Genomic DNA, 20,429 nt, shown 5'->3' on the forward strand with positions numbered 1-20,429 from the left:
AAAGATACTTTATCTACTATTAAATGATTATTTTTTATCGTAAGGTAGTTTTTTTAATTCTACTTGTTTATTCAATATAAATTTATTAAAAAAACTTTCTAAATACGAAAAATCGCTTTTTATATTATTTTTAATATTCTCATAGTTAGCTAAAACTAATGCGTCCCTAAAATACTTTGAGTTGTTTTTAAAAATATCATTATTAGCTTCAAAACCTTTGCTTTGTAGATATTTGATTGCAAAAACAGCGATTGTTCTAGTATTACCTTCACGAAATGGATGAATTTGCCAAATATCACTTATAAATTTTGCTATATTTAAAACTTGCTCTTCTTTACTCATTAGAAGATAATTTTTCTTTTTTTCCTTATCAAAATCATATTCAAGAGTATCGCTAATCTCATTAAAATCAACATATTCTACGCTTTTATCTCCCCCTAAAATATCTTCATTTTTAGCAATATTTACATCTCTAAAAACACCAACATATTTTTCAAGCCCTTGAACAAAAGCATCTTGAAATATATTTTTATGAATAATTTTTAAAGCAATCGGAGAAAATCTAAAGCTATTATTGTCTAAAAACTTAGCAATATTGATAGATACCAAATCGCATTCTTTTTCACATATTTGTTGAATATCAAGTTTTTTATTTTGATAATATGTTTTAATACTAATTTCTAATTCTTGATATGTTTTTGCTGTTGTTAAAGTTTGTTTAAAATATTCAGATGGTTTAAGATTATCAACCAAACTAAGCCCAATGCCTATTTCAATATAATCTTTATTTATATTTTCTTTATTTTGTATTTCCGTATATTGAGCTACCATTTTTTATCCTTTTTTCTTATTTTACAATAGTTTTTTATATTGTTAATTTTATAAAGCGATATATAACTTCTTAAATGACCTTTACAATTTAAGCCCTTTTTCTCTAAAGTAATTTATAAAATATACAAATTCAAAATTAATCACTAAAAAAGATAATTTGACTAAGAATTTCATTTGTCTTAAAAAGGTTTTTTTAATTTTTTATATTTTTATAATTCATATTTTAAATTCCTTTAAAATTAAAGCGAATAATAAAGGAATTTAAAAAAACGAAATTTAGATTTAAATTCCGTGCCAAAGAGCACGAAATTTATAAATTATTAGTTAAATTAAAAATGAAAACCTAAACCAAGATTTATATAAAGGTTATTATTCTTTTGTGAAAATAAATTATCTTTAACACCCACTTTAGTGCTAACATAAGGGCTATAACGAGATGGTGTAGTATTAAACAACATACCTAAAGATATATCATAAGCATTTCTATTCTTTTTCACACCAAATTCATTTTGAACATCTCTAAAATAATTATTACTTAAATAAAAATTATAATAAGCATCAAGAGTTACCATATATTTTTTTGTATCAAATGGTTTTGATAAGGCACTTAAACCAAATTTTAATCCCTTAATATCATAAATAGCACCGCCTCTAATACCCATATTATGATACGCAAGACCACCCATTAAGTTCAAACTAAGCTCATCTTCATATTCATCATTAACATACATTCCATAACCAATCAAAACACTAAAATCAAATTGATTATTTCTTATAATTGGAATTAAGTCATCAAATCTATCTTTGTAATTATTCCAAAAATAATTAGCTTCAAAACTCCAAACAAATTCAGAATCTCTTTCGTGCTCTTTATAAGTTCTAATATAGCCATTAATATCCCAATTATTATTGCCTAAATATTCTTTATTATTGATAATAAACATTGTTTTTGAAGTAGATAAAAAGCCAAAATTAATACCAGAATAAGTTCCCGCATTAGCAGCTACACCTAAAGCACCTAAACAAAGTGTTGAAAACAATAATTTCTTCATTCATTCTCCTTTTTTGATAAAAAAGAAAATAATACCCCCCCCCATTCTTAAAAAATACTTAATATTGTAAAAATTTATATGATTTGTTTAAGTATCTATAATTATTAAAAAAATATTTTAGATTTAACATAATCAATTAGCTTACATTAAAAAATTTGAGAATATTTTTAAATCAACAAATAAACTTAATAAGCATTAAGCCTAAACAAATAAAGCTAATTAGGAATTAGCTAATTCCTAATCTTGCCTTAGAGTTATCACTAATTTTCATTAATTCATCTAATAATTTATCTTTTTCTTTATCAAAATCAAATTTAAAGCTTTGTTGCATTAATTTTTCTTTATCTACAAATTCATCCATTGAAATTCCATGTTTTTTAAAAATAGCTTGTAATTTAGGGTGGTCAAGCCCTACGCTACCTGATGGTAAATCAAATTTATTCATAAATTCTTTTGATGATTTTTTAGCAAATTCAATTATTTTTAACTCCAAATCAGGTGTGATTTGATAGTTCTCTATGATTTCTTCTGCTACTTTTAAACCTTCATAATCTAAATTATTTTTAACTGATTCTAGTTTTTTAGTCTCAACTATCCCACAAGCTTCTAAAAACATCATTACCCCTACATCTTCTTTAGGAATTCTATTTAAATACTCGCTATCTAATTCTTTATCTTTTCTAGGAGTATGCCATTCTGTGGGAAAAAATAAACAATTTCCATAGTGCATCCAAGCAAAATCATCTTCAGCATTTGATATACACTTATTAATTAATTCATCATTTATATTACTTGCTGCTTTACTTTGAGCTTGTAAGGCTTCTTCAAATGAAGCTTTTTTATTATCATTTAAGTTATTTGTCTTAGTAAAAGAACTAAGAACTATCCTATCATTTATTAACATTTGCTCTCCTTTAATTTATAATAATTAAACAAGAGCAAAATGTGTTCCTTATTTAAATAAACAAATAATAAGTATTAAGTAGCTTTAAATATTTAATATTTTAATTCATTCAATAGTAATTATTTAATTAGAAATTAATTCATAAATCAATATAATTCAAATTATTTTTAAGGAGAGTTTATGAAAAAGATATTATTAAGTTTAGCTTTAATTTCAGGCTTATTTGCTGTTGATATTAGTAATATTGATAAAGCTTGTAAAAATCAAGACCAATCAAATTGTGCTTTTGAGCTTGATGAATACTGCAAAGAAGATTTGAAAGCTTGTTATCAATACTCAAAAGATTTATGTGCTAAAGATAATTTTAGTGGTTGTTTAATGACAGCTATTGCTAATGTAAAATTAGTGAAAGAACAATTAATTGATATTAAAGAAGCCTATATTGATGCTCAAAAAGCTATAAGTAAATTATGCGAATTACCAAATATAATAGTAAAAAACGAATCATCTCATAACAAATTTTGCGTTGTAGCAGGAGATGGATTGGTTTTAAAAGATGGTAAAGATTATGGTTTAGAAACAAATCCACAAAAAGCCTTGAGTTATTACAAAAGAGCTTGTGATGCTCAATCTAGTGTGGGTTGTGAAAGATATAATAGTTTAAAAACTTTTTTAAATAAATAATTCTAAAATTATCAAGGAAATGGCTTAAAAAGTCCTTTCCTTTTAAATCTTATTAATATTTACACTTATAAAATGCTTTTTGTTTTATTGCTTGATTATTGTTATTATATCCTTGATAATACTCATCTTTAGAATACTCAAAAAACTCAAGATAAAAATCTATATGCTTATTTTGTGTTTTTATGTTTTTCATCATACTACAAATTTCATTGCTTGTAGTTCTATCTACATTGTTATAAATATTTAAATAAATATTATTAAAAGACGAATCGTATAAAATATAAGTTCTACTAATACAATCTTCTTTAGAATTGCAGTAATTATTTTTAATAAATTTTTCTTCTATTTTATCAATTAATAAACTAACAATACTTATGATATTACTATCAGCTTTGCCGTAACTTAAAAAAACTAAAAAACCAATAATAAAAAATATTAAAAAAATCATTATATAAAATATTGTTTTTAGCATTTTAAAGACATTTCTAAGCTTTTAAATCTAGTAATTTATAAGCTTTTAGCTCATCAATTAGCTTTATGCTAAACTCGCAAAATTCTTCTAAATTATTTTTGTCTTTTAATTCTTTTTCTTTATCTTCATTTATCTTTAAAGAATTTGAGTTTTTAAATAATTTTATATCTTGCTTTAGTTTTCTTATGTGATTGTTTTCTTCATTTATTGCGTATTCTTTTAGCTTTAAATCTATTTTAGGCTTTTTATCAATCTGATTTTTTTCAGTGTATTTATATAGATTTTCTAATTCTTCTAAATATTTTTCTTTACTCTCATTTAACATAAGTTCATCTAGCGTTAATGAACCATCTTTATTTTTATCCTTTAAAATAGTATCACTTAAATCCTTTGAAATAGTATTATGAGCTTCATACATTTCATCGCTAATATCATCTCCTTTAGCATTAAGTTCTACGCTAGTAATTTGCAATAAATTATATTCATTTATCTCGCCATCAAGCCTTACTCCTAGCCTTGAGTTTAACATCTCTTCTTTACTAAGCACTGCATTTTGGCTAACTTCTAAAAATTTATTAGCAATCTCACTAAACCAACCTGCTACATAATTAGCAGCGTCACCTTTTAAAATAGTTTTTCCATTTTCTTCTAAAAAATCATTTTTATTAAAAAAGCTTTTTAAATCTTTTAAAGTATCTTTATCTAAGCTAATCCCTACGCTTTTATTATCAAGGCTAAAAAATACATTTAATTCTTTATCACTTGTTTTATATTCAAAATTATTTGTTTTTATATCTTGTCTTATTTGGCTTAGATTAATAGTGCTATTTACATCAGCTTTTTTACTAATACTTGTATTTATAAAAGAGCTTAAATCTACATAAAATCCATCTATTTTTAGCATTATTTCTCCTTTAACTTAAAGAATTAATTAAGCTTTTAAATCTAGTAATTTATAAGCTTTTAGCTCATCAATTAGCTTTATACTAAACTCGCAAAATTCTTCTAAATTATTTTTGTCTTTTAATTCTTTTTCTTTATCTTCATTTATCTTTAAAGAATTTGAGTTTTTAAATAATTTTATATCTTGCTTTAGTTTTCTTATGTGATTGTTTTCTTCATTAATAGCGTATTCTTTTAGCTTTGGATTGGCTTCTATTTTTTCTTTTTTATTTTTTAATTCTTCTTTTGCTTGATTTAAGTTTTTAAAATACTCGCTTTCATCTTCAATATATTGCTCTTTTACTAAAATTTCTCCATCTTTATCTTTATCAAAAAATATTCTATTATTAATCATTTTTGAAATAGTGTTTATATTTTTTTCGCCAACTTGACTTAAATATTCTTCATTTGCTTTTTCATTTAAAACTATTTTATCTAAAACATATATTCCATTTTTTTGTTGATTAAAATAAAGCCCATTAGTAAATGTATTCATTAATTCATCACTATTTAGCACCCCATTATTATCGCTATCACTTTCAAGATATTTTAAATCAAAAGCAATCTCACTAAACCAACCTGCTACATAATTAGCAGCGTCGCCTTTTAAAATAGTTTTTCCATTTTCTTCTAAAAAATCATTTTTATTAAAAAAGCTTTTTAAATCTTTTAAAGTATCTTTATCTAAGCTAATCCCTACGCTTTTATTATCAAGGCTAAAAAATACATTTAATTCTTTATCACTTGTTTTATATTCAAAATTATTTGTTTTTATATCTTGTCTTATTTGGCTTAGATTAATAGTGCTATTTACATTTTTTATTTTATGTAGGCTAGAGTTTAAAAACCCACCCATATCACAAATATTTAAATCCATTTTTAACTCTCCTTTAACTAAACTTATATCGGTTAATTTTATTTTTCTTTAAGAGTTTTTAGTAATAATTTACTAAATTTTAAAAAAAGGAGAGATTATGAAGAAATTATTTTCATCTGTTATTTTATTGTTAGCTTTAAGCTCAGTTGTATATGCTGCAGGACACGAATATAAAAAACCAGTAAATCACTGCACGATTACTTGGTATGGCAAATTATATTGCAGCCCACATATCAATGATTAATCAAAAGAATTACGAATTTATTCGTAATTCATATATAAGTTTTACTGCATTTATAAAATACAAAATTATTAAAAATTAAAAGAATTTAAATCTACTTATTTTTTATAAATATACCTAAACCACAAATTAGCATAATCAATCAAAGCACTTCTTTTATTTTTTGCAAAAAACTCATCATATTCATTGATTTTTACATATACGCTTTTAATGAATTCTCCATTATCAACGCCGCCACCAACTCCTACAATATCATCATCGCTAACCCTAGCAAAAAATAAATGTTGAATATTTACCCCACTACCAAATCCTGTATAAAATTTATTAATATAAACTAATTTTTTAGGCTTAAATCCTAATTCTTCTATACATTCATCTAAGGCTATTTCTTCTAAGCTTTTGTTTTTATCAATTATCCCACTACATAATTCAACCGAAAATCCACTCTCATAATCTTTACAATTTTCGTAATAATATAAAGGTGCTCTAAATTGTTTTACAAATATAAAACTATCCTTGCTCTCGTGATATAACATAATACTAACAGAATCAAAAGACTTTATAAAATCCCAATCTACCTTATGCTCGTTTATAACAAAACTAGCTCTTAAAGGTTTTATAAAATCTGATTTTTTAAACTCAACTATTTTAAAATCACTTATATCAATTTTCATTCAAGCTCCTTTAAAACTTTAAGCCCTATTTCATCAAATTGTTTATTTTTATAATGATTTTGCATTAGATTATCAATACTTGCAGCAAAAATCATATAAATATATGACAAATCTTGAGTATTTAATGCTTTATAAAAATACTCATCATCAAGCCCACTAGCTATAATATCTATAGCTTCTTCGTAATTATTAAACTCATAGCCTAATAGTTCTAAAAATCTTTTAGCATTTGAATTAACCACAAAAATAGGCTTTTTTAAAAGAAAATTACTAAGCATTAAAGCCGTATCAAAACCAATGCCTTTAATATCCATAATCCAATCAAAACTAGCATTATTAATAAAATCATCAAAACTGCTAAAATCATTCACAATTGCCCTTGCTAAATCGCTAATTTTTTTTGCTTTTGTATTATAAAATCCACTTGCTTTTATTAACTCGGCTAGTTCTTTTACATCAATTAAAGCAAGTTTGTTTATAGAATTTGAAATAGGAATTTCAACATTTTTTAATGCTTTTTGAGTGTTTTGCCACTTGGTATTTTGACCTATTAAAAGAGCTAAAAATTTTGAAAAATCATCATAATTTTGCCATTCATAAGAACCTTGTAAATTATGTTTTAATAACGCTTTAAAAATACTAGCTCCATTAATCATTCAAATCCTTTTTTAGTTCATAAAATTGTTTAGCGATACGACCATTTTTTGTGCCTTTTAAATTTGCAAATTCTAAAGCCTTAGCCTTTATCTCATCACTAAATTCATCTTTAAATAATGATTTTACAATGCTTAAATACTGCTCTTGGCTCATTGAATAAAAATTAAGCCATATTCCAAATCTTTCTTTTAAAGCAAATCTATCATCGCTTTCATCTTTAAAATCAGCGTCTTGATAATTTGTATTACTTGATTTTAAAAGATTTTTATAATTTGAGCTTAAAATAAACATTATATTATCACTTAATTTCTCACATCCACCATCTAAAATCGGCTTTAATGCCTTAAAACTATCATCATTTATACTAAAGCTTATATCATCTAAAAATATTACGAATTTGTATTCTAATTCGCTTAAATCATCAATAATATATCTTAAATGCGATAAATCTTCTTTAAAAACCTCAACTATTCTTAAATCACTTTTAATAAATTCATTAAAAATAGCCTTGATTAAACTAGATTTGCCACAACCTTTTGCACCGGCTAATAAACAATGCTGATAGGCTTTGTTTTGTAAAAAATTATTCATATTATTTTTTAAGATATTAAATTCTTTATCCAAAAACAAAAGGTCTTTAAAATCAACCAAATCAAGGTTTTTAATAGGCTTAAAGCTACTAGTTCTTGCTCTATAACTAGCAGCTTTAAATTCTTTAAACAATGCTATCAAAACTAACTTCTTTTAAATCAGCCACACAAGCAATGTGCTTATAAATGCTATAAACTAATGCTAAGCGATTATTTTTAATCTCTAAATCATCAACATTTATCATAACATTATCAAAAAACTCATCAATGATAGGTTTAAGTGCAAAAATCTTACCTAAATTATCACTCACATCATCACTAAAACTAATATCTTTATAAGCTTTATATAATTTAATCTCATATTCATTACTTAATTTGCTTTCATCACAATATAAATCTTTACTATCTTTTATGATATTTGCAAGTCTTTTAAATGTTGAGATTTTGCTCTCATAATCTTTATCTTTTGCTAGATTTATAAGTGCTTTTATATTCTCATCAATTACTACTAAATCATTATTATTCACATTTAAAACTGCTTTTATAAAAGATGAATTTACGCTATATAAAGCATTAAATCTATCTGTAATAAAATTAAGCAATTTAACTTTATCATAATCTTTATAAAGACCTTTAAACTCGTTTAATAAATCTAATAAATTAAATTTAACGCCTAAATCAATTAGAATTTTAATAATACTTAAAGCTGCTCTTCTTAATGCGTAAGGGTCTTTATTACCACTTGGAAGCTTGTTTATACTAAATAAAGCCATTAAAGTATCAAGTCTAGTTGCTAAGATTACGATTTTACTTAATTTTGTGCTTGGGATAACATCATATAAATATTGCTCTTTAATAGCAGTGCAAACTTCACTAGAATACCCCATATTAGCAGCATAATATGAGCCTACAATTCCTTGTAATTCAGGGAATTCGCCTACCATTTGTGTCCTTAAATCAGCCTTGCTAAGTGTGATTGCATCTTTTATATTTTTTGTATTTTCATAAGCAAATAATTTTGCTAATCTTAAGGCAATTTCTTCTTCTCTTTGCTCTTTTTGTGCTATTGTGCCTAATTCTTGCATATAAATTGTATTGTTTAATAATTCAGGTTGTAAGCCAAGTTTTAAGTCATTTTCCCAGAAAAACAACGCATCACTAAGCCTTGCTCTTAACACCTTTTCATTACCTTTTTTTATAGTTTCTAAATCAGGATTGAATGAATTTGTAATTGTTATAAAATTATTACTTAAAGAATTATCCTTATATACTGCAAAATAGCGTTGATTTTCTTTCATTGAAGTAATTATTACTTCAGGTGCAACTTGTAAAAATTCTTTATCAAAACTACCTAAAAGCGCTGATGGATATTCAGTAATTGCTACAACTTCTGCTAATAATTCTTCATCAATTTCAGCTTTTAAATTCCATAATTTTTCAATATTTCTTATCTCACTTAAAATGATTTCTAATCTATCTTTAGGATTTAAGATAACTTTGCCTTCTTTTAAAGTCTTAAAATACTCATCTTGGGTATTAAAAGAGATTTTATCCATACTAATATTTCTATGAACGAAAGTGCTTTTACTTGAGTTTATATTAAATAAACTCGCATTAATTAATTCATCATCCATCATAACGCATAGTCCAGTAATTGGGCGAATAAAACTAAAAGTATTTGCACCCCAACGCATACTTTTACCAAAATTAAGACTTGTAATAAAGCTTTCTAAAATATCATTTATTAATTCGCTAAATAATTTACCTTTTTCTATTTTTTCTACATATAAACAAACTTTTCCTTTAATTTCTTTAAAGCTAAGTTCGTTTTCACTAATATCTGCTTTTGCTAAAAAGCTCTCACCAGCTTTACTTAATTTCCCATCTTTATAGGCTACTTCTTTAGGAGCTCCGATTAATTCTATAACGCTATCGTTTGCTCTTTCGTTTGCTTTAAATGTAAAAACAAATCTTCTAGGAGTATATAAAAACTCTAAATTACTAAATTCAATATTATTTGCTTTTAAAACTACTTCTAATTTATCTTTTATATTTGGTTCTTCTTTTAAAAAAGGAATTGCAGGTAATTCTTCTGTAGTTATTTCTATTAAAAACTTTCTCATTTTATCTCCTTAAATGTAAAACCTTGCTCTTTAAGAATTTTTCCAACTTCTTCTTGATGAGCTTTGCCTTTAGTCTCAAGTGTGATTGTAATATTTGCATCACCAAAATCAGTGCCTAATCTATCATAATCAACTTTTATTATGTTTGCTTGTGCGTCTTTTAAAGCCTTAGTTAAATCAAGTAATGCCCCTGCTTTATCAATTAAAGTTACGCATATTTGCATTTTTCTATAACTTTTAATAAGACCTTTTTCAATAATATTATTTAGCATTGTAATATCTATATTTCCACCACTTAAAATACAAACTACATTGCCGCTTAGATTAGGAATTTTGCCGTGCATTACAGCAGCTACACTTGCTGCTCCTGCACCTTCAACTACTTGTTTATGTTGCTCTAATAAAAATAAAACCGCATTAGCTATTTCTTCATCGCTAACCATAACCATATCATCTACATTATTTTTAATTATATTAAAGCTATCTTCATTAACATCTCTTACAGCTATACCATCAGCTATTGTTTTTACCTTGTTTGAGTTTATGATTTTACCTTCATTAAAGCTATTTAGCATAGCACTAGCGCCCTTGCTTTGCACTCCTATTACTTTAATATTTGGATTAATTTGTTTTGCTGCACTAACAATACCGCTAATTAAACCGCCACCGCCTACTGGAACGATGATATAAGAAATATTGTTTAATTCTTCAATTAGTTCTAAAAATATAGTCCCTTGTCCTGCCATTACAAACGGGTCAGCAAATGGGTGAATAAAGGTTAGATTTTTAGTCTTTTCTAACTCTTTTGCGTAAGCGTAAGCTTCATCAAAATTATCGCCTTTAAGTATTACATTAGCACCTAAATTAGCTGTGCTGCTTACTTTATTTACTGGTGTTGATTCTGGCATTACGATATGAGCTGCTATACCAAACTTTGAAGCAGAAAATGCTACCCCTTGAGCGTGATTTCCTGCACTTGCTGCAACTACTCCTAGTTTTTTTTGCTCTTCATTTAAACTTGCAATCTTATTATAAGCGCCCCTTATTTTATAAGCTCCAATTGTTTGAAGATTTTCACATTTTAAATATATATTATATTTATCATTTGATAAAAATCTTGAATAATTAAAAGGCGTTTTAATTGCCACATCATATACTTTTTCTTTAGCCGCATATATTTTGCTAAGCTCTATCATCTTTCTTCCTTTCTAGGTAAAATCCACACTCTAAATGCTCTGAATTTATAAATTGGTCAAACAAAACAAATCTTTTTAACTCGTGAGTTTTGCATAATTTTTCTAAATCTATTTTAGCCGTTAATGGATTGCACGAAATATAAATTATATTATCATAGTTTTTTACTAAATTAACACATTCGCCTAAGCCACATCTTGGCGGGTCTATTAAAATATGTGAAAAACAAAAATCATCTAAATTTAAATCTTTTAGCCTATTAAAAGCTCTTACCTTATTAAAAGCGTCTTTTACTTCACTATCTTTTAGCCTTGCTGTAAAAATATTATTTACATTATTTAATTTGCAATTTTTATTTAAAAATGCCACATTTTTTTTACTAAGTTCTGTTGCAAAAACTTTTTTAAAAAATGGTGCAAGTGCTAAGGTAAAATTACCATATCCACAATAAAGCTCTAATAAATCATCGCATTTTTTATCTTTAAGACAAGATTTTGCAAACTCAAGCATATTTTCATTCATACTTAAGCTAGGTTGGATAAAACACTCATCATTAAACTCATACTTAATACCATTGCTAAAATGCTCTAAAATATCGCTTGGATATGATATTCTTTGTTTTCTTGATTGCATTATTAAATTAAGCTTTAAATTAGTTAATTTGCTTAATTTTTCGTAATAATTTTCTATTTTAAATTCTTTTATGTCTTTATGATATAAAAGCAAAACATTTAAAGTATAAAAGCTCTTAAAAAATCTAATCTCAAATAATTTATCTTTTAAAACTTCATCTAAAGCCTTAAGTAATTTAGGCATAAATTCTCTTATCTCATCACATATAAAAGAAGTATCAAAATCAGTTATTTTTACCTTATCTTTAAACATAGCATAAGATATTTCGCCGTTATTTTTGTATAAAGCAAAATTAACCCTAGTTCTTAAGCCATCTTTATAAATCTTCTCGCAAGGAATTTGAAATTCCTTGCAAACTAAGTCAAATTTATTCAACTTTTTTTCCTATTAAGCGAAGTGCTAAGCTCATCATAACAACACCTAAAATAATTGTTAAATACACATTTAAGCCAAGACTTACAGGAATATATCCAAAAATTACGCTAATAGCACATACTAAAAGAGCATAAGGCATTTGAGTTTTAACATGCGCACTTAATTCACATTTTGCACTCATTGCACTTAAAATTACGGTATCAGCTATCGGAGAACAATGGTTTCCAAAAATAGCACCTGTTAAAACACAAGAAATATTTATAACCATATATTCATGAAGCTCATTTCCACTCATACCTGCTTCAAGACCAACTGCGTGTGCGAGTGGGATTGCTAAAGGCATTAAAATACCCATAGTTCCATAACTTGTGCCTATTGCAAAACTCATAGCCGAGCCGATTAAGAAAATTAAACTAGGAAGTAATACATGCGGAGTTGAGCCTGATAGTAATTGAACTATGTATTTATGAGTGCCTAATTCTTTTACAATTGCAGCTAAGCTCCAAGCAAAAAGTAGCATTGCAATTGTAAATATCATACTCTTCCAGCCATGTAGCCAAGTCTCTACTGCTTCTTTGTGATTGATTTTTTTGCGAACTAGACCTAAAATAACTGCTACAACACTAGCAAATAATGCAGCTTGAAATAATGCTAAGCTTGAGTTTGCTTCACCTAAAGTAGTTCTTATCGCATAAAAACTTAAATAATTTTCTTCAATCTTGCTTAAAACATCTGCTTTATCAGGGTCATCTATAATTGCATTTAAACCACTAAAATAAAAACTTGCTAAAGCTGTAATAATAAGAGTTAAAATAGGAATTAAAGCATCACTAATTTTATGCTCTACTCCATCATTTGGTTTTAATTCACGCTCAAGTTCAGCTCCAACATCAAGTGCAGCTTCACTTACTATTCCTGCACGAGCATTTTTTTCAGCTATATACATTGAGCCAAATTCTCTTTGCTGAATAGCTGTTAAAACAACGAAAATTAGCATAAAGATATTATAAAATCTATAAGGAATTGTTTGCATAAATACTCCAAAAGCATTTACATCGCTAATTCCTACTAAAGAATAAGCAGTTTTAATAAGTCCAACTTCAATACCTATCCAAGTAGAAATTATCGCAATTCCTGCAACAGGTGCAGCGGTGCTATCAAGTATGAAGCTTAATTTTTCACGAGAGATTTTAAACTTATCAGCAATTGGTCTCATAATAGGACCAACGGTTAAACTATTTGCATAATCATCAAAGAAAATACAAAGCCCTATAAGCCAAGTGCTAACTTGAGCTGAAACAGGACCTTTTACAAAGCGAGTAAGCGCAAGTGCAACTGCGTTTATTCCACCCATTTTAGTAATTAATGCAACCACACCACCTATACAAAATACTTGCAAGATTACTCCTGCATCATCGCTATCTATCATAGCATCTAGCAAATGTTTTACTATATTTGAAAATGACGCTAAAAATAGATTTACCCAATCCATAAAAGATGGATTATTATAAGTAAATGTATAAGTATCATTTACAATATTTGCTGTGTAAAAATTAGCAAAAGCTAGAAGAAAAGTCCCCGTAAAAACACCTATAAATAAAGATAAAATTACTTCACGAGTAATAAAAGCTAAAATAATAGCCATTAAAGGCGGTAAAAGTGTTAAAACGCCATATAATTGCATATTGCTAACGCTTGTATCAGCTGCGTTTGCAAATATACTAAAAAACATTAAAAACAAAAATCTCATTTTAAATTCCTATTTTAAATTCTACATTCTTTTTGATACTAAACAAGCCGTAATAAAGGCAACAAATGCTACTAAAACTATATAAGCTCCACCACCGATTTGATATAAAAATGGTGGATTTTCACCAATTGCAACTTTGTTTAAAAACGGCAATAATATAGGAGTTATAAATCCTGCTATTGCGTAAGCTAGGTTGTAGCTAAAGCTAATTCCACTATAACGAATTTTTGCAGGGAAAATCTCAACCATAATTAAAGGCGTAAAGTTCATAAGTCCTGCACTAAGAGTTGCTAATAAATAAAAACTCACAAGTAAATTAATATCCTTGCCTATATACAACTCATAAAAATACATCGCACCAAAAACACCCCAAAGAATGGCAAAAATCTTATAAATCCTACTAATTCCAAATTTATCACTTAAAAATCCTGTTAAAACACAACCAATCATCATAGCAAGTATTCCATACATTTGAAGAAGGGTATTATCAACAGGGTCTAATTTCATAACAGCTTTTACGAAATTTGGAGCAATCAATAAAAATACAACCACACAAGCAGTTAAAACCCAAGTAACTAAAATAGAAATAAATATCCCAAATCTATGATTTTCTATAACATCTTTTATAGGAAGTTTTACTAAAGAATCGCTTTCTTTCATCTTTTTAAATACAGGAGTTTCATTTAAATATCGTCTAAGATATAAAGAGATTATTCCAAAAACACCACCTAAAGCAAATGGAATTCTCCAACCCCAATCCTTTAGCTCTTCAGTCGTAAAATTAAGCTGCATAATAAGCGCAACCAAACAACCAAGTAAAATTCCACCAACAACGCTTGAAGTTAATAAGCCTATAAATAGACCTTTTTTGTTATCTTCACTATGTTCTCTTACAAATACCCAAGCACCAGGTAGCTCTCCACCTATTGCCATACCTTGAAAAATACGAACAAATAAAAGTGCAATAGGGGCTGCATATCCAATTGTCTCATAAGTTGGAATAATAGCAAGTGCAAAAGTAGGAATTACCATAAGTAAAATACTTAGCATAAACATATTTTTTCTACCAAATTTATCTCCAAAATGTGCCATCACAACGCCGCCTAAAGGACGAGCTAGATAAGCTGCTGCAAATGCTCCATAAGTATTTAGCTCTTGCCAAAACGGGCTAAGCATATTTGGGAAAAAATGATGTGCAAAATAAGATGAAAAAAATACAAATATAATAAAGTCATAAAACTCAAGAGTGCCACCAAGTGAGCTTAAGGCTAGAGTTTTTACTTCTTCTTTGTTTAATTTTTTTGTCATATATCTCCTTTTTCGTAATTTAATTTATCTCTATTAATAGCCAATTCTTCATAAGCTTCGCTAATAAATTTATTTATTTGATAATCAAATGATGAAGTATGAGATAAACCTACAATTACTTGAACTTTAGCACCTTTTACTCCAAAACGATTTTTCATAGCTTCTTGCCTAACTTCATCTATATAACTCTTAACTACAACCTCATCTTCATTAATAATAAAAACTAAAAACTCATTTCCACTCCAACGAGATATGTATTTTTCATAGTTTTCACTATTTTTTCTTAATATATATGCAAATTCTTTTAAGACTTCGTTGCCTAATTCTGTTGTGTATTCTTCGTTAATTTTTCTTAAGTTATTAATCTCTATTACTATTACACTAGCTTGAGTAATTACATCTTCATCAGCATTATGCTCAAGTTTTGCATTCATAATTTCTAAGAAAGAATATTTATGATAAGTTTCAGTTAAGGTGTCAAAACTAGTAAGTCTTTTTAAATGGCTCTTTCTGTTTTCATCATTAACAAATCTAATAACCTGACCTAATTCCATAATAATTTGGGTAAAAAATATAGCACTAACTACGCAAATTATATTGATAATATATATAAATACTTGTCCTGGCTCTTGATACGCCTTGTCGCAATAGAAAAATAAAAATAAATATAACAAGAAATAAACAAAAGGAAATATAAAAATTAAAGCAGAATATTTTCTTAAATTAAGATAATAATAAGATGTAAGCATAATTAAATATAAATCAAATCCATATCCCCAACCAATACTTAAAGAAAAATAAGTAGCTGTAAAAATTGATTCTAATTGAAATAAATACCAAGCATAATGCCTAACGCTTATAAAATTTACTCTTATAATTTTTTTAAACAATGATGATTTAAAAGATTTTTTACCATTTAAAATCTTTCTATATCTATTATAAAAATAATTTTTTTCTCCAAAACTCTTATAAAGTTTTCTACCAACAAACAATAAGAATAAAAAAGCTAAATAATATAAAGATGTTGCAAAAATTTCATAAGAAGTAATTATAAAACCATTGTAATAAAAAATCAAACCAGTAAAAAATCTAGCAAAAAATAAAAATAGACTATTTACTAATATCAAAACTTCATATTTAACCACTTTAAACCTTTTAATTTATATCGTCATATCCACTTTTATACAATATATACTCACGACCCATTGTTTTTGTTTCATATTTTAATTTTACGGTTTCATTTATTTTTTCTAATAAAACTTTAGGTCTTTTTTGAGTATCTATATGCTTGTGGTATTTTGCAACAATTTTTAAATAAATATCAAAATTATCTTTTTTCTTTCTAATCATCTTATCAAAATCTTTGCTTATTGATTCAAGTAAGAAATAAAACTTAGAGCTTTCTTCTTCTAAAATTAATACAAAAGTATTTAAATCCCATTTAATTATAATTTCATCATTAGGATAATAAACTCTTAAAAGACTTAAGAATTCATTCATTACTTTATTTTGGTAGTAGTAATCTATCTTAAAATATGAATCTTGGTCTTTTTGAACAAAAGCTATCTCAAATATACAAACATTAAGATTATTGTATTGATTTTGTTGTCTTTGTAAAAGCAATTGTGTGAAATCTTTTTTATCAATTAGATTGAATTTAGTATGTATTTTTTTAGTTATTTTTATATGACTTTTATTTACAGATAATTTTTCTATATCTTCTATTGATTTTAGACCTACTACATGGTTGCTAAATACTATGCTAGAAAAAACTACAAAAACAGAAATTATAAATAATAAATTAGAAAAAAAACTCTCCTTATAATAAGGATGCCAAAAATAATAATCAATTAAAAATAAAGATATAAATATAGTTAATAGCACTAAATAAGTAATATTTGCTATCAATAATCTTTTTTTAGAATCATTTATAAACATTATATAAATCAAAGTAGCTAGCAAAATAATATATAAATGAGCCCCGCCTGCCATAGAATATAAATATATATTACAACAAATAGCAATGATTATACATGCCCCACCACCCATAAAGCTAAACCAGTCAAGATACCTTGCTACTGATTTTTTCTTTCTATTTAAAAGTAAGGCATAAAATAAACAAGCACAAACAATATATAAACTTGATATAAAAAATTCTTTAGCAAAAAGCATAGTAATACCTAAAAAACCAAATGTAATAATTATGGTTAATATTAAAATTACATAAATTCTTTTTAAGGTAATATTATGATTTCTTATATCTTCATAGGTATCATAAAGCTCTTGTATAAATTCTACTCTTTGACTATCGTATTCTCGCATTATGCCTCGTCATAACTATAATCATCGTCATCATACATATCTTCATCATATATATTATATTCATCAAGACTGCTTAATTCATCATCAAAATCTTGCTCAAATTCGTCATCAAACTCATCTAACTCATCGTCAAATTCGTCTAATTCATCATCAAAGTCATCATATTCACTAAAGCCATCTAACTCATCGTCTTCGTAATCTAAAAACTCATCATCATCGTAAGCCATATAATTTTCCTTAATAAAATTAAAAATGCTAATATACCATTTTATTTATATTATTTGTTAAAATCTAAGCAAAAATAAAGGAAAAAAATGCAACTTACACACATAAACGAGCAAAATAATCCTACTATGGTTGATGTTAGTGATAAACAAATTACTAAAAGAAGAGCTTTAGCAAGTGGCAAAATCACAATGAACGAAGAAGCTTTTAAAGCAGTTTTAAACGGAAATGCTAAAAAAGGAGCGGTAATAAATACAGCTATTGTTGCAGCTGTTATGGGAGCTAAGCAAACATCAAATTTAATTCCAATGTGCCATCCACTACCAATTAGTAAAGTTGAAGTAGATATTGAGCCAATTGAGAATGAATTTGCTTTTAGACTAAATGCAGTGGTAATCACCGAAGGAAAAACAGGTGTAGAAATGGAAGCATTAAATGCTGTTAGTGTAGGCTTATTAACGATTTATGATATGGTTAAAGCAATTGATAAAACAATGGTTATTGATGATATAAAATTATTAGAAAAAGACGGAGGCAAAAGTGGTCAATTTAGAAGAAATTAAAGCTGATTTAAAGATAGAATATCCTTGCAACTGGAGCTATAAAGTAATACTTGATAAAGATGATGATATAAATGAATTAGTAAAAAAGCTAGATATTAAAAATGCAAAAATTGAAAGTTCAAAATCTACAAGTAATTATAAAAGCTATAACCTAAGCCTAGAAGTGCCAAATGAAGCTTATAGATTAGAATTATTTTCTACTCTTAAAAAACATTCTAAATTTGTTTTATAAGGAAAAACTATGAAAAATATATTATTTAATGAAATACAAGAAAAAGCAAAAAAAGAATTTATTAATTCAAACGATGAAGGATTAATCGCTAGATTATATACCAAGTATTGTGAAGAGCTAGAGAATTTAGAAGCACTTACAAATGAGAATAAAAATATAGTTTTAAAAGCCCTTTTAAGAGCAAAAATGTCTATAAAAGAGCAAGAGATTTATACTCTTACAAATGAGCTTGAGATGATTAGAAAAGAGATAAAGTCAAAAGAATTAGAGCTTTATAATATTACAAAATCAAGTTTTAATGAGCTAAGTAAGGTAGTTCAAAATGATATTCAAAAAGAATACCTTGAAGAACTTATGTTAAATGAAGCAAACTCATTGCAAATCCTTTATGAAACTTCTCAAAATGCTTTTATAAATGTTCTTGAAACAAATGCGATGATAGAAGAAAGATGCTTTTTAATAAGTAATTTTATGCTAATTAACGCACTTGAATATGCTAAGTTTAATAAGGATAAAATAATTAATGCAGCTGAACTTATCTTAAAAGCAGCACTTGAACTAGCAAATGAATGGCAAAGCTATGCCGAAGAGCTTTTGACTGGAGTATTAAATGGACTTTTAGAAGGTATATTTGCTATCTTAGAAAGGCTTAAAAAGGATTTAGAAGTTAGCTTAAGTGATAATGAACTTGATAATATGAAACTATCTCTTCTAAGTCTTGAGCGTGATTTTATAGCTATGATTAAGACAAATCTAAATAACGATGCTTCAGGTAAGGCACTTGAAAATATTTTAAATAATAAACTTGATAATAATTTTGCTAAATTTGCAAGATTAGTAAGAGAAAACAAGCAACTACTAAATATAAAATTAATCAAATTTCAAAATAGCGAGCTAAACGAAAAAATCAAAAAAGAATTAAATACTTTAGAAAAAGCTTATAATGAATTTGATGTAAAAAAATTAGCTTCAAATATTTTCACAAAATTTAAGAAGAACTAAAAAAAGAATTTGAAACTCTCGTTTCAAATTCTAAAAATTATTTAACTTTTATATTACTAAAAATTGCTGGAGTATAATTTACACCCATATTAAATACTTTTTCATCAACCTTTTTAGCATATTCATTTTTTCTATCTTGGTCAATTTTTTTGTGTTCAACACCATCTTGATAATATTTTCTTAATATTGCGATTTTTTCTTCATCAGTTTTAGCTGTTTTGATTTCATCAAAAATATTAAGCGATTTATCTAAAGCATTCTCGTGCATTGGAAGTGGAGTTAAAACAAATTTAATATTAGTTTTTTTCAAATCTTCTTCTATATTTTTTAAATGTTCTCTACAATAAGGACAATCAGGGTCGCTAAATACTACCATTGCAGTATTGCTATTTTGCTTTCCTAGATTAATAATCATATCAGGATTTTCTTTAACAAAATCTGTTAATAATAAGCTTAATTTCTCTTGTTTTTCTTTTTCTTTTTTAGCCATAAAACTAGCTTTTAAATCTATACTTTCTTTCATATTAAGCATAGTTGGTGTTCCATAAACTCCATCACTAAAGAAAACATCAGAGCCAACTACAACTCCATCTTTTAATAAATTAAACTCTACCATTTCAAATTTTGAATCAGGAACTTTATCAACTTTTACTAATTCTACTTGAATATTTTCTGGTGTAATTGTTTTTACAAATTCTATAACTTTATCACTAATTTTACTAGCACTTAAAGCGCTTACAACCGACATTGCTAATATTATTTTTTTCATACTAATCTC

Annotated in this window: 23 protein-coding genes; 5 read left to right on the forward strand and 18 right to left on the reverse strand. The window is 26.4% G+C overall.

The features are described 5' to 3' along the window. Window positions 1-27: 27 nt before the first annotated feature. The 3 genes from AVBRAN9331_RS03865 to AVBRAN9331_RS03875 form a co-directional block, all read right to left on the reverse strand. On the reverse strand, window positions 28-831 hold the full coding sequence (locus AVBRAN9331_RS03865) for a Fic family protein (RefSeq protein ID WP_214150483.1): 804 nt from the start codon (window positions 829-831) through the stop codon (window positions 28-30). 329 nt (window positions 832-1,160) lie between these two features. Then, window positions 1,161-1,883, reverse strand: coding sequence for a hypothetical protein (locus AVBRAN9331_RS03870; RefSeq protein ID WP_214117432.1), 723 nt, complete (start codon window positions 1,881-1,883; stop codon window positions 1,161-1,163). Between the two features lie 226 nt (window positions 1,884-2,109). Continuing rightward, on the reverse strand, window positions 2,110-2,787 hold the full coding sequence (locus AVBRAN9331_RS03875; RefSeq protein WP_239803333.1) for a hypothetical protein: 678 nt from the start codon (window positions 2,785-2,787) through the stop codon (window positions 2,110-2,112). Between the two features lie 180 nt (window positions 2,788-2,967). Between AVBRAN9331_RS03875 and AVBRAN9331_RS03880 the strand changes: the two genes are divergently transcribed. After that, window positions 2,968-3,471, forward strand: coding sequence for a hypothetical protein (locus tag AVBRAN9331_RS03880; protein WP_336612434.1), 504 nt, complete (start codon window positions 2,968-2,970; stop codon window positions 3,469-3,471). Between the two features lie 52 nt (window positions 3,472-3,523). Here the strand turns inward: AVBRAN9331_RS03880 and AVBRAN9331_RS03885 are convergent, their stop codons facing one another. From AVBRAN9331_RS03885 to AVBRAN9331_RS03895, 3 genes are read right to left on the reverse strand one after another with little or no spacing between them, the layout of a single operon-like run. Continuing rightward, window positions 3,524-3,919, reverse strand: coding sequence for a hypothetical protein (locus AVBRAN9331_RS03885; RefSeq protein WP_336612435.1), 396 nt, complete (start codon window positions 3,917-3,919; stop codon window positions 3,524-3,526). Between the two features lie 37 nt (window positions 3,920-3,956). Next, on the reverse strand, window positions 3,957-4,847 hold the full coding sequence (locus AVBRAN9331_RS03890; RefSeq protein ID WP_336612436.1) for a hypothetical protein: 891 nt from the start codon (window positions 4,845-4,847) through the stop codon (window positions 3,957-3,959). A gap of 27 nt (window positions 4,848-4,874) precedes the next feature. After that, window positions 4,875-5,762: a hypothetical protein gene (locus AVBRAN9331_RS03895; protein WP_214117439.1), complete on the reverse strand. Its 888-nt coding sequence runs from the start codon at window positions 5,760-5,762 to the stop codon at window positions 4,875-4,877. Window positions 5,763-5,859: 97 nt separating this feature from the next. On the opposite strand from AVBRAN9331_RS03895, the gene AVBRAN9331_RS03900 reads away from it, so the two are divergent. Then, complete coding sequence (locus AVBRAN9331_RS03900; protein WP_214149657.1) at window positions 5,860-6,006, forward strand: hypothetical protein; 147 nt, start codon at window positions 5,860-5,862, stop codon at window positions 6,004-6,006. 95 nt (window positions 6,007-6,101) lie between these two features. On the opposite strand, the gene AVBRAN9331_RS03905 is transcribed toward AVBRAN9331_RS03900, so the two are convergent. From AVBRAN9331_RS03905 to AVBRAN9331_RS03955, 11 genes are read right to left on the reverse strand one after another with little or no spacing between them, the layout of a single operon-like run. Continuing rightward, entirely contained in the window at window positions 6,102-6,677 is a 576-nt protein-coding gene (locus AVBRAN9331_RS03905; protein ID WP_442862291.1) for an NUDIX domain-containing protein, read from the reverse strand. Beyond that, window positions 6,674-7,333, reverse strand: coding sequence for a hypothetical protein (locus AVBRAN9331_RS03910; RefSeq protein ID WP_214120481.1), 660 nt, complete (start codon window positions 7,331-7,333; stop codon window positions 6,674-6,676). Before AVBRAN9331_RS03910 ends, AVBRAN9331_RS03905 begins: the two co-directional genes overlap by 4 nt. Beyond that, window positions 7,326-8,066: a DUF815 domain-containing protein gene (locus AVBRAN9331_RS03915; RefSeq protein ID WP_214117442.1), complete on the reverse strand. Its 741-nt coding sequence runs from the start codon at window positions 8,064-8,066 to the stop codon at window positions 7,326-7,328. Before AVBRAN9331_RS03915 ends, AVBRAN9331_RS03910 begins: the two co-directional genes overlap by 8 nt. Further along, window positions 8,050-10,047 (reverse strand): glycine--tRNA ligase subunit beta, encoded by a 1,998-nt coding sequence (gene glyS, locus AVBRAN9331_RS03920; protein ID WP_214117443.1) that lies wholly within the window; start codon window positions 10,045-10,047, stop codon window positions 8,050-8,052. Before glyS ends, AVBRAN9331_RS03915 begins: the two co-directional genes overlap by 17 nt. Continuing rightward, window positions 10,044-11,243 carry a threonine ammonia-lyase gene (gene ilvA / locus AVBRAN9331_RS03925; RefSeq protein ID WP_214117444.1) on the reverse strand — a complete coding sequence of 400 codons (1,200 nt, stop codon included), beginning with the start codon at window positions 11,241-11,243 and terminating at the stop codon, window positions 10,044-10,046. The genes glyS and ilvA overlap by 4 nt, the downstream gene beginning before the upstream one ends. Next, window positions 11,230-12,249, reverse strand: a complete 1,020-nt coding sequence (locus tag AVBRAN9331_RS03930; protein WP_336607159.1) for a tRNA (uridine(54)-C5)-methyltransferase TrmA — start codon at window positions 12,247-12,249, stop codon at window positions 11,230-11,232. The genes ilvA and AVBRAN9331_RS03930 overlap by 14 nt, the downstream gene beginning before the upstream one ends. After that, entirely contained in the window at window positions 12,242-13,999 is a 1,758-nt protein-coding gene (locus AVBRAN9331_RS03935; protein WP_336612437.1) for a Na+/H+ antiporter NhaC family protein, read from the reverse strand. The genes AVBRAN9331_RS03930 and AVBRAN9331_RS03935 overlap by 8 nt, the downstream gene beginning before the upstream one ends. 21 nt (window positions 14,000-14,020) lie before the next feature. Continuing rightward, entirely contained in the window at window positions 14,021-15,307 is a 1,287-nt protein-coding gene (locus tag AVBRAN9331_RS03940) for an MFS transporter (protein WP_336612438.1), read from the reverse strand. Beyond that, window positions 15,304-16,452: a GGDEF domain-containing protein gene (locus AVBRAN9331_RS03945; RefSeq protein WP_214117448.1), complete on the reverse strand. Its 1,149-nt coding sequence runs from the start codon at window positions 16,450-16,452 to the stop codon at window positions 15,304-15,306. The genes AVBRAN9331_RS03940 and AVBRAN9331_RS03945 overlap by 4 nt, the downstream gene beginning before the upstream one ends. 10 nt (window positions 16,453-16,462) lie before the next feature. Beyond that, complete coding sequence (locus tag AVBRAN9331_RS03950) at window positions 16,463-17,629, reverse strand: hypothetical protein (protein ID WP_214117449.1); 1,167 nt, start codon at window positions 17,627-17,629, stop codon at window positions 16,463-16,465. Beyond that, the gene (locus AVBRAN9331_RS03955; RefSeq protein ID WP_214117450.1) at window positions 17,629-17,856 is read right to left on the reverse strand and encodes a hypothetical protein; all 228 of its coding nucleotides are present in this window, start codon (window positions 17,854-17,856) and stop codon (window positions 17,629-17,631) included. Before AVBRAN9331_RS03955 ends, AVBRAN9331_RS03950 begins: the two co-directional genes overlap by 1 nt. Window positions 17,857-17,943: 87 nt before the next feature. On the opposite strand from AVBRAN9331_RS03955, the gene moaC reads away from it, so the two are divergent. From moaC to AVBRAN9331_RS03970, 3 genes are read left to right on the forward strand one after another with little or no spacing between them, the layout of a single operon-like run. Further along, window positions 17,944-18,417 (forward strand): cyclic pyranopterin monophosphate synthase MoaC, encoded by a 474-nt coding sequence (gene moaC / locus AVBRAN9331_RS03960; RefSeq protein ID WP_214117451.1) that lies wholly within the window; start codon window positions 17,944-17,946, stop codon window positions 18,415-18,417. Then, window positions 18,395-18,649: an HP0495 family protein gene (locus AVBRAN9331_RS03965; RefSeq protein ID WP_214117452.1), complete on the forward strand. Its 255-nt coding sequence runs from the start codon at window positions 18,395-18,397 to the stop codon at window positions 18,647-18,649. Before moaC ends, AVBRAN9331_RS03965 begins: the two co-directional genes overlap by 23 nt. 9 nt (window positions 18,650-18,658) lie before the next feature. Then, window positions 18,659-19,651 carry a hypothetical protein gene (locus tag AVBRAN9331_RS03970; RefSeq protein WP_336608506.1) on the forward strand — a complete coding sequence of 331 codons (993 nt, stop codon included), beginning with the start codon at window positions 18,659-18,661 and terminating at the stop codon, window positions 19,649-19,651. A gap of 37 nt (window positions 19,652-19,688) precedes the next feature. On the opposite strand, the gene AVBRAN9331_RS03975 is transcribed toward AVBRAN9331_RS03970, so the two are convergent. After that, a complete protein-coding gene (locus tag AVBRAN9331_RS03975) occupies window positions 19,689-20,420 on the reverse strand; it encodes a thioredoxin fold domain-containing protein (RefSeq protein ID WP_336612439.1) in 732 nt (243 codons plus the stop codon). Between the last annotated feature and the right edge of the window lie 9 nt (window positions 20,421-20,429).

The organism is Campylobacter sp. RM9331 (assembly GCF_020137685.1).
Classification (GTDB): domain Bacteria; phylum Campylobacterota; class Campylobacteria; order Campylobacterales; family Campylobacteraceae; genus Campylobacter_E.

Bases quoted from the DNA above. Each gene is read 5' to 3' on its own strand.
- AVBRAN9331_RS03865 (WP_214150483.1), bottom strand. From the start codon at position 831: ATGGTAGCTCAATATACGGAAATACAAAATAAAGAAAATATAAATAAA.
- AVBRAN9331_RS03870 (WP_214117432.1), bottom strand. From the start codon at position 1,883: ATGAAGAAATTATTGTTTTCAACACTTTGTTTAGGTGCTTTAGGTGTA.
- AVBRAN9331_RS03875 (WP_239803333.1), bottom strand. From the start codon at position 2,787: ATGTTAATAAATGATAGGATAGTTCTTAGTTCTTTTACTAAGACAAAT.
- AVBRAN9331_RS03880 (WP_336612434.1), top strand. From the start codon at position 2,968: ATGAAAAAGATATTATTAAGTTTAGCTTTAATTTCAGGCTTATTTGCT.
- AVBRAN9331_RS03885 (WP_336612435.1), bottom strand. From the start codon at position 3,919: ATGATTTTTTTAATATTTTTTATTATTGGTTTTTTAGTTTTTTTAAGT.
- AVBRAN9331_RS03890 (WP_336612436.1), bottom strand. From the start codon at position 4,847: ATGCTAAAAATAGATGGATTTTATGTAGATTTAAGCTCTTTTATAAAT.
- AVBRAN9331_RS03895 (WP_214117439.1), bottom strand. From the start codon at position 5,762: ATGGATTTAAATATTTGTGATATGGGTGGGTTTTTAAACTCTAGCCTA.
- AVBRAN9331_RS03900 (WP_214149657.1), top strand. From the start codon at position 5,860: ATGAAGAAATTATTTTCATCTGTTATTTTATTGTTAGCTTTAAGCTCA.
- AVBRAN9331_RS03905 (WP_442862291.1), bottom strand. From the start codon at position 6,677: ATGAAAATTGATATAAGTGATTTTAAAATAGTTGAGTTTAAAAAATCA.
- AVBRAN9331_RS03910 (WP_214120481.1), bottom strand. From the start codon at position 7,333: ATGATTAATGGAGCTAGTATTTTTAAAGCGTTATTAAAACATAATTTA.
- glyS (WP_214117443.1), bottom strand. From the start codon at position 10,047: ATGAGAAAGTTTTTAATAGAAATAACTACAGAAGAATTACCTGCAATT.
- ilvA (WP_214117444.1), bottom strand. From the start codon at position 11,243: ATGATAGAGCTTAGCAAAATATATGCGGCTAAAGAAAAAGTATATGAT.
- AVBRAN9331_RS03935 (WP_336612437.1), bottom strand. From the start codon at position 13,999: ATGAGATTTTTGTTTTTAATGTTTTTTAGTATATTTGCAAACGCAGCT.
- AVBRAN9331_RS03940 (WP_336612438.1), bottom strand. From the start codon at position 15,307: ATGACAAAAAAATTAAACAAAGAAGAAGTAAAAACTCTAGCCTTAAGC.
- AVBRAN9331_RS03950 (WP_214117449.1), bottom strand. From the start codon at position 17,629: ATGCGAGAATACGATAGTCAAAGAGTAGAATTTATACAAGAGCTTTAT.
- AVBRAN9331_RS03955 (WP_214117450.1), bottom strand. From the start codon at position 17,856: ATGGCTTACGATGATGATGAGTTTTTAGATTACGAAGACGATGAGTTA.
- moaC (WP_214117451.1), top strand. From the start codon at position 17,944: ATGCAACTTACACACATAAACGAGCAAAATAATCCTACTATGGTTGAT.
- AVBRAN9331_RS03970 (WP_336608506.1), top strand. From the start codon at position 18,659: ATGAAAAATATATTATTTAATGAAATACAAGAAAAAGCAAAAAAAGAA.
- AVBRAN9331_RS03975 (WP_336612439.1), bottom strand. From the start codon at position 20,420: ATGAAAAAAATAATATTAGCAATGTCGGTTGTAAGCGCTTTAAGTGCT.